The sequence below is a fragment of the Pseudomonas sp. QS1027 genome, from assembly GCF_002814235.1.
In the GTDB taxonomy this organism is placed as follows: Bacteria; Pseudomonadota; Gammaproteobacteria; order Pseudomonadales; family Pseudomonadaceae; genus Aquipseudomonas.
This window is the reverse complement of record NZ_PHSU01000007.1, coordinates 283,956-298,283: the sequence shown is the minus strand read 5'-3', so window position 1 is coordinate 298,283 and position 14,328 is coordinate 283,956. Positions and strand designations below refer to the sequence as shown.

At 63.0% G+C, this 14,328-nt stretch carries 13 protein-coding genes; 9 read left to right on the top strand and 4 right to left on the bottom strand.

All coding sequences use genetic code 11. The features are described from left to right. The first annotated feature begins 58 nt into the window (after positions 1–58). The 8 genes from CWE01_RS08245 to CWE01_RS08210 all read left to right on the top strand — a co-directional run bounded on the left by CWE01_RS08245 (position 59) and on the right by CWE01_RS08210 (position 8,810). Positions 59–826 (top strand): TerC family protein, encoded by a 768-nt coding sequence (locus CWE01_RS08245; protein WP_100940032.1) that lies wholly within the window; start codon positions 59–61, stop codon positions 824–826. A gap of 204 nt (positions 827–1,030) precedes the next feature. After that, the gene (locus CWE01_RS08240) at positions 1,031–2,689 is read left to right on the top strand and encodes a Na/Pi cotransporter family protein (protein WP_100940031.1); all 1,659 of its coding nucleotides are present in this window, start codon (positions 1,031–1,033) and stop codon (positions 2,687–2,689) included. 55 nt (positions 2,690–2,744) lie between these two features. After that, the gene (locus CWE01_RS08235) at positions 2,745–4,124 is read left to right on the top strand and encodes a pitrilysin family protein (RefSeq protein WP_100940030.1); all 1,380 of its coding nucleotides are present in this window, start codon (positions 2,745–2,747) and stop codon (positions 4,122–4,124) included. Positions 4,125–4,213: 89 nt separating this feature from the next. Beyond that, positions 4,214–5,230, top strand: coding sequence for a DUF5924 family protein (locus CWE01_RS08230; RefSeq protein WP_100940029.1), 1,017 nt, complete (start codon positions 4,214–4,216; stop codon positions 5,228–5,230). 65 nt (positions 5,231–5,295) lie between these two features. Continuing rightward, positions 5,296–6,441 (top strand): ABC transporter permease, encoded by a 1,146-nt coding sequence (locus tag CWE01_RS08225; RefSeq protein ID WP_100940028.1) that lies wholly within the window; start codon positions 5,296–5,298, stop codon positions 6,439–6,441. Further along, positions 6,438–7,241: an ABC transporter ATP-binding protein gene (locus CWE01_RS08220; RefSeq protein WP_100940027.1), complete on the top strand. Its 804-nt coding sequence runs from the start codon at positions 6,438–6,440 to the stop codon at positions 7,239–7,241. The genes CWE01_RS08225 and CWE01_RS08220 overlap by 4 nt, the downstream gene beginning before the upstream one ends. A 1-nt stretch (position 7,242) precedes the next feature. Continuing rightward, the gene (locus CWE01_RS08215) at positions 7,243–8,181 is read left to right on the top strand and encodes an MlaD family protein (protein ID WP_100940026.1); all 939 of its coding nucleotides are present in this window, start codon (positions 7,243–7,245) and stop codon (positions 8,179–8,181) included. After that, the gene (locus CWE01_RS08210; RefSeq protein ID WP_100940025.1) at positions 8,178–8,810 is read left to right on the top strand and encodes an ABC-type transport auxiliary lipoprotein family protein; all 633 of its coding nucleotides are present in this window, start codon (positions 8,178–8,180) and stop codon (positions 8,808–8,810) included. Before CWE01_RS08215 ends, CWE01_RS08210 begins: the two co-directional genes overlap by 4 nt. Here CWE01_RS08210 and CWE01_RS08205 read toward each other — a convergent pair whose 3' ends face one another. The 4 genes from CWE01_RS08205 to CWE01_RS08190 form a co-directional block, all read right to left on the bottom strand. Next, entirely contained in the window at positions 8,811–10,040 is a 1,230-nt protein-coding gene (locus CWE01_RS08205) for a nucleoside recognition domain-containing protein (RefSeq protein ID WP_100940024.1), read from the bottom strand. Between the two features lie 90 nt (positions 10,041–10,130). Beyond that, on the bottom strand, positions 10,131–11,462 hold the full coding sequence (gltP, locus tag CWE01_RS08200) for a glutamate/aspartate:proton symporter GltP (protein ID WP_100940023.1): 1,332 nt from the start codon (positions 11,460–11,462) through the stop codon (positions 10,131–10,133). Between the two features lie 529 nt (positions 11,463–11,991). After that, positions 11,992–12,156 carry a DUF1328 domain-containing protein gene (locus CWE01_RS08195; protein WP_100940022.1) on the bottom strand — a complete coding sequence of 55 codons (165 nt, stop codon included), beginning with the start codon at positions 12,154–12,156 and terminating at the stop codon, positions 11,992–11,994. A 90-nt stretch (positions 12,157–12,246) separates the two neighbouring features. Beyond that, a complete protein-coding gene (locus CWE01_RS08190) occupies positions 12,247–12,528 on the bottom strand; it encodes a hypothetical protein (RefSeq protein WP_100940021.1) in 282 nt (93 codons plus the stop codon). A 449-nt stretch (positions 12,529–12,977) separates the two neighbouring features. Here CWE01_RS08190 and algB point away from each other — a divergent pair, with 449 nt between their 5' ends. Continuing rightward, positions 12,978–14,324 (top strand): sigma-54-dependent response regulator transcription factor AlgB, encoded by a 1,347-nt coding sequence (gene algB, locus CWE01_RS08185; RefSeq protein WP_100940020.1) that lies wholly within the window; start codon positions 12,978–12,980, stop codon positions 14,322–14,324. Positions 14,325–14,328 lie beyond the last annotated feature (4 nt).

Here is a 14,328-nt window from a genome sequence, read left to right as displayed (position 1 = left end):
CTTCAGAAGCTGAAGCCCGGCGCCGATACGACCCACACATAAGTTCAAAGGAATAGATATGGATTGGCTGACCAACCCGGAAATCTGGGTGGCCTTTTTCACCCTGACCGCCCTGGAGATTGTCCTGGGCATCGACAACATCATCATGATCTCGATCCTGGTCAGTCGCATGCCCCGGCCCATGCAGCAACGCACCCGGATTTTCGGCCTGGCCCTGGCGATGGTCACGCGGATCCTGCTGTTGCTGTCGATCACCTGGGTCATGCGCCTGACCGACGAGCTGCTCGTGGTCTTCGGCCAGGGTATTTCCGGACGCGACCTGATCCTGTTCTTCGGTGGCCTGTTCCTGCTGTGGAAAAGCTCCCAGGAGATCTACCACGGCATGGAAGGCGAGGAAGAAGCCGGCGAAGGGCCGAAAGGCAAGGGCGGCAACTTCCTCTACACCATCATCCAGATCGCCATTATCGACATCGTGTTCTCCCTCGACTCGGTGATTACCGCCGTGGGCATGGTCTCCCATGTACCGGTGATGATCGCGGCAATCGTGGTGGCGGTACTGGTGATGATGCTGGCCTCGAAGACCATCGGCGACTTTATCGACAAGCACCCGTCGCTGAAGATGCTCGCGCTGTCGTTCCTGATCGTGGTCGGCACCGTGCTGATTGCCGAGGCCTTCGATGTGCATGTCCCCAAAGGCTACGTCTACTTCGCCATGGCGTTCTCCCTGGCGGTGGAAGCGATCAACATCAAGATGCGCACGGCGATGCAGAAAAAGAAGCAGCAGGACCAGGCCGGGGAACAACACAAGGATCTGACGGGTCAATAGCCCTGAACCGTGGGGGGCCGGCAAACCGGTTCCCACGGGACTCCATGAAAATATGACATTTTTGTTTCAGTCCCGGCGCCGCTCATGCGATGCTGGCGCTCGGCCAAATAGCCAACTACAGCTTAAGGACAAGTCGTAGAAAAGGCCCACGGCCATAATCCGAACTTGCCCCCATGGGGCACCTGTCACCCCAGGGGGCCCTCCATGCTGACCCTGCTTAATCTGCTTTCCGCCGTGACCCTGCTGATCTGGGGCACGCACATCGTCCGTACCGGCATCCTGCGGGTCTACGGTTCACACCTGCGCCACGTCATCGGCCGCAACATGTCCAAGCGCCCCCTGGCCTTTATCGCCGGGATCCTCGTCACCGCGATGGTCCAGAGCAGCAATGCCACCGCCATGCTGGTCACGTCCTTCGTCGGCCAGGGCCTGATGACGCTGACCCCGGCCCTGGCGGTCATGCTCGGCGCCGACGTCGGTACCGCCCTGATGGCCCGGGTCCTGACCTTCGACCTGTCCTGGCTGTCGCCGCTGCTGATCTTCCTCGGGGTGATCTTTTTCCTCTCGCGCAAGCAGACCCGTGCCGGCCAGCTCGGCCGCGTGGGCATTGGCCTGGGGCTGATCATCCTGGCCCTGCAACTGATCGTCGAAGCCGCCGCGCCCATCACCCACGCCCAGGGGGTGAAGGTAATGTTCGCCTCCCTGACCGGCGATATCCTCCTCGATGCCCTGGTCGGCGCGTTGTTCGCGATGGTCTCCTACTCCAGCCTCGCGGCGGTGCTGCTGACCGCGACCCTGGCCGGCGCCGACGTCATCAGCCTGCCGGTGGCCATCGGCCTGGTGATCGGCGCAAACATCGGCAGCGGCGTGCTGGCCTTCCTCAGCACCAGCATGCAGAACGCCGCCGGCCGCCAGGTCGCCCTCGGCAGCCTGCTGTACAAACTGATCGGCCTGCTGCTGATCATCCCGGCGCTGACCCCACTGGCGCACTGGCTCGACGGCCTCGAGTACAGCCCCCAGGAAATCGTCATCGGCTTCCACCTGCTCTACAACACCGTGCGCTGCCTGCTGCTGCTGCCCAGTGTCGGCCCGATGGCCCGGGTCTGTGCCTGGCTGCTGCCGGAACCGCCCGAAGTCAACGGCAAGGCCAAGCCCCGTCACCTCGACCCCGCCGCCCTCGACACGCCGAGCCTGGCGCTGTCCAACGCCGTACGGGAAACCCTGCGCATCGGCGACCTGATCGACAGCATGCTCGACGCCATGCTCAATGTGCTCAACGGCAAGCAGACCGCCGTCGCCATCGAAATACGCCGCCTCAACGACGATGTCGACGTGCTCTGCAGCGCGGTCAAACTCTATCTGGCGCAGATGCCCCGCGAAGACCTCGGCGAGCAGGACAGCCGGCGCTGGGCCGAAACCATCGAACTGGCGGTCAACCTGAAGCTGGCCGCCGACCTGATCGAGCAGATGCTGCGCAAGGTACAGCGGCAGAAGACCTCGCAACGCCGCTCGTTTTCCGAAGATGGCCTGGTGGAACTGGCCGGACTGCAACGGCAACTGATCGACAACCTGCGCCTGGGCCTCACGGTGTTCCTCGGTGCCGATCCCCAGACCGCCCGGCAACTGCTGCGGGAAAAACGCCGCTTCCGCGCCCAGGAGCGGCGCCTGGCCCACGCCCATGTCAGCCGTTTGCAGCGCGGCGTGGTGCAGAGCCTGGAAACCAGCTCGCTGCACCTGGAGCTGATTGCCGACATGAAACGCCTGAATTCGTTATTCTGCGGCAGCGCCTATGCGGTGCTGGAAACCGCCGAGACCGGTGCCCTGGCCTCGGAAGATCTCGACGACATCAGCCAATCGTCTTGAACGTCCACGGTTCCACCGTTGTCTTTGCGTAGGACCCTGCCCTCGGAAAATGGTTATGCGTTGTCTGCTGTTCGCCTGCCTGCTGTTCAATACCCTGCACGCCGCCGCCCTCGATCGTTACCAGGTCGAGGGCTATCAATTGCCCAACGGCCTGCAACTGCTGCTCAAACCCGGCAGTGAACGTGGCCACGTGGCGATCCGCCTGGTGGTGGGTGTCGGGTTCGACGATTTCCCCTGCGCCGACAAGGAGCTGCCGCACCTGCTCGAACACCTATTGTTCAGTGGCGTCGATGCCAGCGGCGAAGGCGGGCTGGAGGAACGCATGCAGGCCCTGGGCGGCGAATGGAACGCCTACACCAGCAACGCCGACACCACCTTCGTGATCGAGGCCCCGGCCGCGAACCAGCGCAAGATTCTCGACCTGCTGCTGGAGATCCTCACCCGCACCGAGCTCAGCGAGAGCGCCATCGACGCCGCCAAGCAGGTGGTGGAGCGCGAGGAGGGTGGCCACTACTCGCACCTGCAGCGCTGGCTCGACCGCCAGGACCTCGGTCACAACGCCAGCAACCAACTGGCGGTGGAGCTGGGACTCAAATGCGCCGAACGCGCCGATGTCCAGCACCTGACCCGCGAACAGTTGGAGGCTGTGCGCAAGAACTGGTACGCGCCGAACAACATGACCCTGATCATGGTCGGCGAACTCGATCGCCTGCTCCCGGCCTACCTGGAGCGGGCCTTTGGCGCGCTGCAACCGATCGAGCCCAACGACCACCTGCCGCTGCCGGAAATCCATGACCAGGCCGCCGCCGCGCAACGCGACCTGCCGCGCGGCTGGGTCGGCAACAGCGCGAAAATCCACTGGCTGTTTCCGGAGCCGGCACTGGAAGGGCTGCCCGACGAAACCTTCGACCTGCTCAAGGATTACCTGGACTGGGCGCTGTATCGGCACTTGCGCCTGGACCACGGCCTGTCCTATGGGCCGTGGAGCGAACGCGAAGTGCTCGGCGGCGTCGGCTTCTTCAGCGTCAACGCCGATGTCGAACGCGACAATCTGGACGATGCCCGGCAGGTGCTCGAACAGCTCAAGGCCCGTCTGCTCAAGGACGGCCTCGACCCGGACACCTTCGCCCGCCTGCAACAAGCCGCCATCGCCCGCCAGGCCTGGGCGGTGCAGGGCAACAGTGCCCTGGCCGACTACTACTGGGGGGCGCTGGGCGACTACGAGGGCGGCCATTTCACCGACCCGGCCCAGGCCCTGCGGGCGGTGACGCTGGCGGATGCCAACCAGGCGCTGCGCCAATTGTTCAAGCAGCCGGGCTACCTGCGAATCGAAAAACCGTTGCTCAGCGATGAACAGTTGATCGGCCTGGGGGCCGCCCTGGCGGGCCTGCTGCTGATCGGACTGCTGGGTTGGCGGGCTTATCGACGACGCTAGGCCATGACAAGGCCATCATCGACACGACTAATCGCGCCTGAAACGGTATTGTGTCGCGATACTTCAACCGCCCGACTGTGAACCGCCGAATGCCGAACTGGACCCTGCATATCCAACGCCTCCTCGCATTGATGAAGCGTTATCCAGGGGTGATTGCGGCTTTCGGTTTCTGCTCCGGCATCGCCAGTTTCATCCTGGTTGATCGCCAACAGAACTCCGCCAGCTGGATTGCGGTCATTCTGCTGGTGAGCTGGCTCTGGCTGATGCTGGAGAACGTCTTGACGCAGTTCTTCAGTCGCCTGTTCAAGCACGATATCCCCGAACCGCTGCTGCGCTATGCCACGCAGATGATCCACCAGCAAAGCCTGTCCTTTGTCCTGCCATTCTTTTTCATTACCACCACCTGGAACAGCAGCCAGCTGCTGTTCACCGGACTGCTCGGCGCGGCGGCGTTGATCTCGATCATCGATCCGCTGTACTACAACTGGCTCTCGCCGAAACGCTGGCTGCTGCTGGGGCTGCATACCCTGACCCTGTTCGCCGCGCTGCTCACCGCGCTGCCGATCATCCTGCACCTGACCACTCCCCAGAGTTACCAGCTGGCCCTGGGCATCGCCATGCTGTTGTCGATCCCGAGCCTGGCGGTAAGCCTGCCGCTGCGCAGCTTGCGCGGCTGGTTGATGCTGATCGGCGTGACCCTGGCGATCGGCGGTGCGGGCTGGTTCCTGCGCTCGTGGGTGCCGCCGGCGACCTTGTGGATGACCGAAGTCGCGGTGACCACCGAGCTGCAGGACCGCACCCCGGGCGAGGGCCTGGAGCAAGTCAGCACCCAGCAGGTGCGCAAGGACGGGCTGTATGCCTACACCTCGATCAGTGCACCGCGCGGGCTGGACGAACGGATCTACCATGTCTGGCAGTTCAACGGCCGCGAGGTCGACCGCATCGCCCTGGATATCCATGGCGGGCGCAAGGAGGGTTATCGCGCCTGGTCGCACAAGCAGAACTTCCCGGCCGATCCCACTGGCGACTGGCAGGTGCGGGTACTGACCGAGGGCGGCCAGATGCTCGGCGTGCTGCGCTTCAAGGTCACGGATGCGCCTGACTAGAGATCAGGGGCAAGTCGTGCTATTACAGACGCCAGTATCAATGCCTGTTAAGCACGGAGCTTTCAATCATTAGCGCAACGGCCGGCACCGCCCACCTGGATACCTCGAGCAGTCCCGCGCGCCTGCGGATCAGTGGTGACTGGACGCTGGCCCATTACGCCAACCTGAAGCAGCGTGCGGCCCAACTGGTAGGCCAATACGACGCCAGCACTGACATCGACCTCAATGACCTCGGCGCCCTCGACACCGCCGGCGCGTCCTTGCTGGTGGAGCTGCTGGGCGCCGAGCGCCTCGGCCGCTCCGCCGAGCACCCGAGTTGCCGCATCAGTGCCGCCGACCGGGCCTTGCTGCACACCGTGTATTGCTCCCTGGCGGATTTCTGCGAACCGGTGCGCGAACCGGAAGAGCCGGCCGGCATCCAGGTCCTGGCGCGTATCGGCCGGGCCGTCGATACCGTCTGGCTGGACACCCTGCAACTGCTGGGCTTTATCGGCCTGATCATCGAAACCCTGGCGCGGGGGATCTTCAACCCCCGGCGCTGGCGCATCACCCCGACCGTCGCCCATATCGAACAGACCGGCCTCGACGCCGCGCCCATCGTCGCCCTGCTGACCTTCCTGGTGGGGGCCGTGGTGGCCTTTCTCGGCGCCACGGTGCTGAAAAGCTTCGGCGCCAGTATCTTTACCGTCGACCTGGTGGCGTTCTCCTTCCTGCGTGAATTCGGCGTGCTGCTCACCGCCATCCTCATGGCCGGGCGCACCGCCAGCGCCTTTACCGCGCAGATCGGCTCGATGAAGGCCAACGAGGAGATCGACGCCATTCGCACCCTGGGCCTCGATCCCATGGAGCTGCTGGTGCTGCCGCGGGTCCTGGCCCTGTTGATCGCCCTGCCGATGCTGACCTTCCTCGCGATGCTCTGCGGGATTGTCGGCGGCGGCGTGGTCTGCGCCTTGTCCCTGGGGATCTCGCCGGCGATGTTCCTGTCCCTGTTGCAGGCCGATATCGGCGTCCAGCATTTCCTCGTCGGCATGGTCAAGGCACCGATCTTCGCCTTCCTGATCGCCGCTGTCGGTTGCCTGGAAGGGTTCAAGGTCAGCGGCAGCGCCGAGTCGGTCGGGGCGCACACCACCTCCAGCGTGGTCCAGTCGATCTTTATCGTGATCGTGCTGGATGCCGTTGCCGCGCTGTTCTTCATGGAGATGGGCTGGTGAGTCGACCGTCACGGGCGCCGAGCGAGGCGGTGATCGAAGTACGCGGGCTGTGCAATCGCTTCGGCAGCCAGAGCGTCCACGAAAACCTTGACCTGGACCTCTACCGCGGCGAAATTCTCGCCGTGGTCGGCGGCTCCGGCAGTGGCAAGTCGGTGCTGCTGCGCAGCATCGTCGGCCTGCGCAAACCCAGTGAGGGCAGCGTGCGGGTGTTCGGCCAGGACCTGCGCAAGCTCTCGGAACAGGCGCGCTCCCAGGTCGAACGGCGCTTCGGCGTGCTGTTCCAGAAGGGCGCGCTGTTTTCCTCGCTGACGGTCACCGAGAACGTCGCCCTGCCGTTGATCGAACACGCCGGCCTCAGTCGGCGCGATGCCGAGCACCTGGCGGCGGTCAAGCTGGCCCTGGCCGGCCTGCCGCTGTCGGCCGCCAACAAATACCCGGCCTCGCTGTCCGGCGGCATGATCAAGCGCGCCGCCCTGGCCCGTGCCCTGGCGCTGGACCCGGACATCCTGTTTCTCGACGAACCCACCGCCGGCCTCGACCCCATCGGCGCGGCGGCCTTCGACCAACTGATCCTGACCCTGCGCGATGCCCTGGGCCTGAGTGTGTTCCTGGTCACCCACGACCTCGACACCCTCTACACCATCACCGACCGGGTCGCGGTGCTGGCGCAGAAACACGTGCTGGTGGCCGATGCCATCGACCGGGTCGCTGAAACCGACGATCCGTGGATTCACGAATACTTCCATGGCCCGCGTGGCCGCGCCGCATTTGACGCGGTAACCCCGCACAAGGAGGGATGAGATGGAAACCCGTGCCCATCATGTGATGATCGGCCTGTTCAGCGTGCTGGTGGTCGTGGCCGCGCTACTGTTCGGCCTGTGGCTGGCCAAGTCCAGCGTCGACACCGCGTTCAAGGATTATGAAGTGGTGTTCAACGAGGCGGTCAGCGGCCTGTCCAAGGGCAGCCCGGTGCAGTACAGCGGGATCAAGGTCGGCGATGTGCTGCAACTGAGCCTCGACCCGAAAGACCCGCGCCGGGTGCTGGCACGTATCCGCCTGGCCGGCGACACGCCGATCAAGGAGGACACCCGCGCCAAGCTGGCCCTGACCGGGATCACCGGCACCTCGCTGATCCAGCTCAGCGACGGCACGCCACAGAGTCCCGAGCTCAAGGGCAAGGACGGCAACCTGCCGCAGATCATCGCCTCGCCGTCGCCGATCTCACGCCTGCTCAACGACAGCAACGACCTGATGAGCGGGATCAACCTGCTGCTGCACAACGCCAACGAAATGTTCTCGCGCAAAAACGTCGCCCAGGTCAGCCAGACCCTGGACAACCTCCAGCAGGCCACCGGGGCGATTGCCGGCCAGCGCGACGATATCCGCCAGACCCTGAAGCAGATGACCCTGGTCAGCAAGCAGGTCAGCGCGACCCTGGAACAGACCACCGCACTGATGCGCAACGCCAACGGCCTGCTCGACAACCAGGGCAAGCAGGCCCTCGGCAGCGCCGAACGGGCCATGCAATCCCTGGAGCAAAGCACCGCGACCATCAACACGCTGCTGAGCAAAAACCAGGATTCGGTCAACAGCGGGTTGCAGGGCTTGAATGAACTGGCCCCGGCGATCCGTGAACTGCGTGACACCCTCAGTTCCCTGCGCGCGATCTCCAAGCGCCTGGATGCCAACCCCAGCGGCTACTTGCTGGGCCGTGACAAAAACAAGGAATTCACCCCATGAGGCGTACCCCTCGTGTATTCAGCCAGCTTGCCCTGGTTGTCGGCCTGGCCTTGAGTGGCGCCTGCACGATCCTGCCCCAGGCGGACCCGGCGGATGTCTATCGCCTGCCGACGGCGCAGAACAGTGTTCCGGCGCCCAACAGCCAGCCGGTCAACTGGTCGTTGCGCATTGCCAAGCCGATTGCCAGCGACGCCTTGAACAACCCGAATATCGCCGTGGTGCCCCAGGGCGACCTGATCAGCCACTACAAGGCCTCGCGCTGGAGCGACCCGGCGCCGGTGCTGCTGCGCAACCGGATCCTCGACGCCTTCCAGCGCGACGGCCGGGTGCGCCTGCTGAGCACTGACGACAGCAACCTGCAGGCGGATTTCGAGCTGGGGGGCGAGTTGCAGGCATTCCAGACCGAGTACCGAGGGCAGGGGGCCGAGGTGGTGATCCGCTTCGATGCGCGGCTGGTGCGTGGCATTGACCAGCGGATCCTTGCCAGCCGGCGCTTTGAAGTGCGCCAGCCGATCAGCGACAAGCAGGTGCCCGGCGTGGTGGCGGGCTTCGGCCAGGCGGGTGACAAGCTGATGGCGCAGATGATCGGTTGGGCGGTGCAGCAGGGCGAGGATTCGGCTAAACGCTGATCAGCCAAAGAACCAGTAGCACACCCCGATCGCCGCCAACACCCCGGCCAGTTCCGCCAGCAAGGCGCAGCCCACGGCGTGCCGCGCGCGCTGGATATTCACCGCGCCGAAATACACCGCCAGCACGTAGAAGGTGGTTTCGGTGCTGCCCTGGATGGTCGCCGCCACCAGCGCCGGGAAGCTGTCCACGCCCTGGGTCTTCATGGTCTCGATCAACATCGCCCGCGCCGCACTGCCGGAGAACGGCTTGACCATCGCCGTCGGCAAGGCATCGACGAAGCGCGTATCCCAACCGGCCCACTGCACCAGGTGACGAATGCCGTCGAGGCCGAAGTCCAGTGCCCCGGAAGCCCGTAGCACGCCAATCGCACAAAGCATCGCCACCAGATACGGCAACAGGTTCCTGGCGACATCAAAGCCCTCTTTCGCCCCTTCGACAAAGGCCTCGTAGACCTTCACCTTGCGTAACGCGCCCACGATCAGGAACAACATGATCAGGCCGAACAACGTCAGGTTGCCGAGGATCGACGACAGACTGGCCAATGCCGTGGCCGACAGCCCGGCCAGCACCGCCATGAAGCCGCCGAGAAGCAATGCGCCGGGAATCAGATAGGCCAGCACCACCGGGTCCCACAACCGCAGGCGCTGCATCACCGCCACCGAGAGCAGGCCGACCAGGCTCGAGGCGCAGGTGGCCAGCAGGATCGGCAGGAACACCAGGGTCGGGTCCGCCGCGCCTTGCTGGGCGCGGTACATGAAGATAGTCACCGGCAGCAGGGTCAGGGACGAGGCGTTGAGCACCAGAAAGAGGATCTGCGCGTTGCTCGCCACGGTCTGGCTCGGGTTGAGCTCCTGCAGGGAACGCATGGCCTTGAGGCCGATGGGCGTGGCGGCGTTGTCCAGGCCCAGGGCGTTGGCGGCGAAGTTGAGGGTGATCAGGCCGATGGCCGGGTGACCGCGCGGCACTTCCGGCATCAGGCGGCTGAACAGCGGGCCCAGGGCCTTGGCCAGCCAGTCGACGATCCCGGCCTTTTCGGCGATGCGCAGAAAGCCGAGCCAGAGGGTCAGGGTGCCGAACAACAGGACCATGACTTCCACCGAGAGCTTGGCCATGGCGAAGATGCTTTCCACCATGGCGGCGAAGATTGCGTGGTTGCCACCCACCAGCCATTGCGCCAGCGCCGAGACGGTCGCTACCACGAAAAAGCCAAGCCACAGGCCATTGAGCATCGGGAAAACTCCTTGAAGATGCGGCGAATGATAGCGGTCGGGCCAGAAACAACAAACCCCGGAAAGTCCGGGGTTTGTCTGGGGTGGCTGTCAGCCCTTGGAAGCTTCGCCCGCCGGCAGCGGCTGCTTGCTGCGCCAGTGCGGCAGGGAGTTCCAGTAGCGCTCGCCCTTGGCATCGTCGTACATGCCTTCCCAACGGGAAATCACCAGCACCGCCAGGGCATTGCCGATCACGTTCAACGCGGTCCGCGCCATGTCCATCACCCGGTCGACACCGGCGATGAAGGCCAGGCCTTCCAGCGGAATACCGACGCTGCCGAGGGTCGCCAGCAACACCACGAAGGACACGCCCGGAACCCCGGCAATACCCTTGGAGGTGACCATCAGGGTCAGCACCAGCAGCAATTGCTGGCTGATGGACAGGTCGATGCCGTAGAGCTGGGCAATGAAGATCGCCGCGATGCTCTGGTACAGGGTCGAACCGTCGAGGTTGAAGGAGTAACCGGTCGGCACCACGAAGCTGCAAATGGCTTTCGGCGCGCCGTAGGCTTCCATCTTCTGGATCACCCGTGGCAACACGGTCTCGGAACTGGCGGTGGAGTAGGCCAGCACCAGCTCGTCCTTGAAGATGCGCATCAGCTTGATCACCGAGAAGCCGAACAGCCGGGCCACCAGGCCGAGCACGGCAAAGGCGAAGAACAGGATGGCCGCGTAGACCAGCAACACCAGCTTGGCCAACGGCACCAGGGAGGCGAAGCCGAAGCTGGCGACGGTCACCGCGATCAGGGCGAACACACCGATCGGCGCGTAGTTCATGATCATGTGGGTGACCTTGAACATGCTTTCCGAGACGCCCTGGAACATCTTCACCAGGGGGTCACGCAACTCGGGCTGCAGGCTCGACAGGCCGAGGCCGAAGAGCACCGAGAAGAAGATGATCGGCAGCATTTCACCGCGGGCCATGGCGGCAAAGATGTTCGAAGGAATCAGGTTGAGGATGGTTTCGATAAACGCATGCTCATGCTGCACTTCGGCGGCGGTGGCGGTGTACTTGGAGATGTCCACGGTGCCCAGGGTGCTCATGTCGATGCCCGAGCCCGGGTGGAACACGTTGGCCAGTACCAGGCCGACCACAATGGCGATGGTGGTGACGATCTCGAAGTAGACGATGGTCTTGAGGCCGATACGCCCCAGCTTCTTGGCGTCGCCGACCCCGGCAATGCCGACCACCAGCGAGGAAATGACAATCGGGATAACGATCATCTTGATCAGGCGGATAAAGATATCACCTGCCGGTTGCAGGACGTTGCCGATCCACCAGGCCTTCTCGGCGCTGAAATGGTTGAGCAGCGCGCCGACTGCAATCCCCAGTACCAGACCGATAAGGATCTGCCAGGCGAGGCTGAGCTTTGCCTTCTTCATGTCGTTACCCTTGCTTCAAGTGGAGTCGGACAGAAGCCCCTCACCGTTGCGTTGCTGCAAGCCAGGTGATGGCAACTATCCCCCATGGAAGGTCATCGCCCACCAGCCTGATGGCTTTTTGGCAGGCGAAAAAAGGCGCAACTATTCCCATGCAAGGGGGGGACGTCTAATGCCGTAAACGCCTACCCTATGCCGAATCGGCATGAGCTTTGTTCAACAATACGACCATTTTGTCCTCTATCAACAGGACATTTCAGCCGAAAAAAGTGCCGTAAACCGGCCTTTTCAAAGCATTTTTTCCTCTGCACCACGAGAGTGAATCGAGGCCAAGTAAGTAGAAAAGTCCTACAAATTCAATTGGAAACAGGAGGGAAATCAGAAGGGTATTTCTAGACGTACGGTCGCATCGGAAAAATGCACCCGATGAAAATGCCACTTAATGTCAGAACGACATAGGGTTAAAGCGGCAAACGCCTGTCGCACAACGGCAGGAGCGGCCGCCCGTCAACAGGGCGGCTGTGGCTCATGGTCAACCTCGACCGCGGCGTCCGAACAGGAAGGAAACCACGAACATCACCAGGAATACGACAAAGAGGATCTTGGCGATACCGGTGGCGGTACCGGCGATGCCACCAAAGCCCAATACCGCGGCGACAATGGCAATGATCAGGAATGTGACTGCCCAGCTCAACATGGTGATTCTCCTCAACTTTCAAGTTCTTGGATGCAGCCTTTACTGCTTCGGGTACAGCCCCGGGCCATCGTCCGACAGCCCGACTCTTGCCTAGAACACCCAGCGCTGCTGAAACGACTCGTCAGGCACCTGGGCCTGATCGACCGACGTCAGCTGGTAGGTGGTGGGGTCGCTGATGCTGGCAGCGGCCGCACTGAAATGGGTCTGTTGCAGGACATGCACGGGCAGGCGCTGGACCTGCACGCTGGCCTGGTTCCAGCGTTGAAACTGCTGGCCGGCAATCAGCGTGACCAGCAACGCCAGCACTGCGAACAATCCTTGTTGCAGGTGCAGTGGCGAGAGATGGAGATGGGCGGCACGTGGACGATTCATCCTGAAACTCCTCCGACTCAATGATGCGTGTTGCAGGGTCGGGGGAGATGAGCCTCCCGACCTCTACGAATGTTCTTGAGAGAGACATTGCAGCCTGCATGCCAGCTTTTTTATTGAAAAAATATCAATAAAATCAATTAGTTGAAAAATATACAAGATTGATCGGCGAGCATCCTGCACGATGCTCGCTATAAGGTCGTGCGTATTGCACGATGAATCCGTAGGAAACGACCTAGTCTCAAGAATAAATAGTCAGTAAATCAGTAGGAATTAGCTGAGAGCCCAACTGTCGGAAGCAAAGAGCTTAAAAAATTCCCCAAATCAGCGGGTTAGCAATCAGGGACGGAGACCGTTACCCTGCTGGTCATAGGGTTCAATCAGAAGCAGCTCTCTAACGTGCCGGACATTTCCGGTAGAGACTGGAAACTTTTACTAAAGGAGCATGGGAGATGGAATCAGCCACGGAACATCAAGGCCGCATTCTGCTGGTGGATGATGAGTCCGCCATCCTTCGCACCTTTCGTTACTGCCTGGAAGACGAGGGCTACACCGTCGCCACGGCGAACAGCGCGGCCCAGGCCGAGACCTTGTTGCAGCGCCAGGTCTTCGACCTGTGCTTTCTCGACCTGCGCCTGGGCGAGGACAACGGTCTCGATGTGCTGGCCCAGATGCGCATCCAGGCGCCCTGGATGCGTGTGGTGATCGTCACCGCCCACTCCGCCGTGGACACCGCGGTCGACGCCATCCAGGCCGGTGCCGCCGATTACCTGGTCAAGCCGTGCAGCCCGGACCAACTGCGCCTGGCCACGGCCAAACAGCTGGAAGTGCGGCAACTGTCGGCGCGCCTCGAGGCCCTGGAAGGCGAAGTGCGCAAGCCCAAGGACGGCCTCGACTCCCACAGCCCATCGATGATGGCGGTGCTGGAAACCGCGCGGCAGGTGGCCGGCACCGACGCGAACATCCTGATCCTCGGCGAGTCCGGGACCGGCAAGGGCGAACTGGCCCGGGCCATCCATGGCTGGAGCAAACGGGCGAAGAAGTCCTGCGTGACCATCAACTGCCCGTCGCTGACCGCCGAACTGATGGAAAGCGAGCTGTTCGGCCACAGCCGCGGGGCCTTTACCGGCGCCAGCGAAAGCACCCTGGGCCGGGTCAACCAGGCCGATGGCGGGACCCTGTTCCTCGACGAGATCGGCGATTTCCCCCTGACCCTGCAACCCAAGCTGTTGCGCTTTATCCAGGACAAGGAATACGAACGGGTCGGCGATCCGGTGACCCGACGGGCCGATGTGCGGATTCTCGCCGCCACCAACCTCAACCTCGAAGACATGGTCCGCGACGGGCGTTTTCGCGAGGACCTGCTCTATCGCCTGAACGTCATCACCCTGCACCTGCCGCCCCTGCGCGAGCGCAGTGAAGACATCCTGATGCTGGCCGATCGTTTCCTCGCCCGTTTCGTCAAGGAATATGCACGACCGGCCCGCGGCTTCGGCGATGAAGCCCGCGAAGCCCTGCTCAATTACCGTTGGCCCGGCAATATCCGCGAGCTGCGCAACGTGGTCGAACGCGCCAGCATCATCTGCCCCCAGGAACGCGTGGAGATCAGCCACCTGGGCATGGCCGAACAACCGACCAACAGCGCGCCGCGTATCGGCGCCGCGCTGAGCCTGGACGAGCTGGAAAAAGCCCATATCGGCGCCGTACTGGCCACCAGCGACACCCTTGACCAGGCCGCCAAGACACTGGGCATCGACGCCTCGACGCTGTACCGCAAACGCAAACAGTACAACCTGTGAGTAA

Coding starts and splice junctions, on each gene's coding strand:
- gltP (WP_100940023.1), bottom strand. CDS start 11,462: ATGAAGAAGGCAAAGCTCAGCCTCGCCTGGCAGATCCTTATCGGTCTG.
- CWE01_RS08235 (WP_100940030.1), top strand. CDS start 2,745: ATGCGTTGTCTGCTGTTCGCCTGCCTGCTGTTCAATACCCTGCACGCC.
- CWE01_RS08195 (WP_100940022.1), bottom strand. CDS start 12,156: ATGTTGAGCTGGGCAGTCACATTCCTGATCATTGCCATTGTCGCCGCG.
- CWE01_RS08205 (WP_100940024.1), bottom strand. CDS start 10,040: ATGCTCAATGGCCTGTGGCTTGGCTTTTTCGTGGTAGCGACCGTCTCG.
- CWE01_RS08210 (WP_100940025.1), top strand. CDS start 8,178: ATGAGGCGTACCCCTCGTGTATTCAGCCAGCTTGCCCTGGTTGTCGGC.
- CWE01_RS08190 (WP_100940021.1), bottom strand. CDS start 12,528: ATGAATCGTCCACGTGCCGCCCATCTCCATCTCTCGCCACTGCACCTG.
- algB (WP_100940020.1), top strand. CDS start 12,978: ATGGAATCAGCCACGGAACATCAAGGCCGCATTCTGCTGGTGGATGAT.
- CWE01_RS08240 (WP_100940031.1), top strand. CDS start 1,031: ATGCTGACCCTGCTTAATCTGCTTTCCGCCGTGACCCTGCTGATCTGG.
- CWE01_RS08230 (WP_100940029.1), top strand. CDS start 4,214: ATGCCGAACTGGACCCTGCATATCCAACGCCTCCTCGCATTGATGAAG.
- CWE01_RS08215 (WP_100940026.1), top strand. CDS start 7,243: ATGGAAACCCGTGCCCATCATGTGATGATCGGCCTGTTCAGCGTGCTG.
- CWE01_RS08245 (WP_100940032.1), top strand. CDS start 59: ATGGATTGGCTGACCAACCCGGAAATCTGGGTGGCCTTTTTCACCCTG.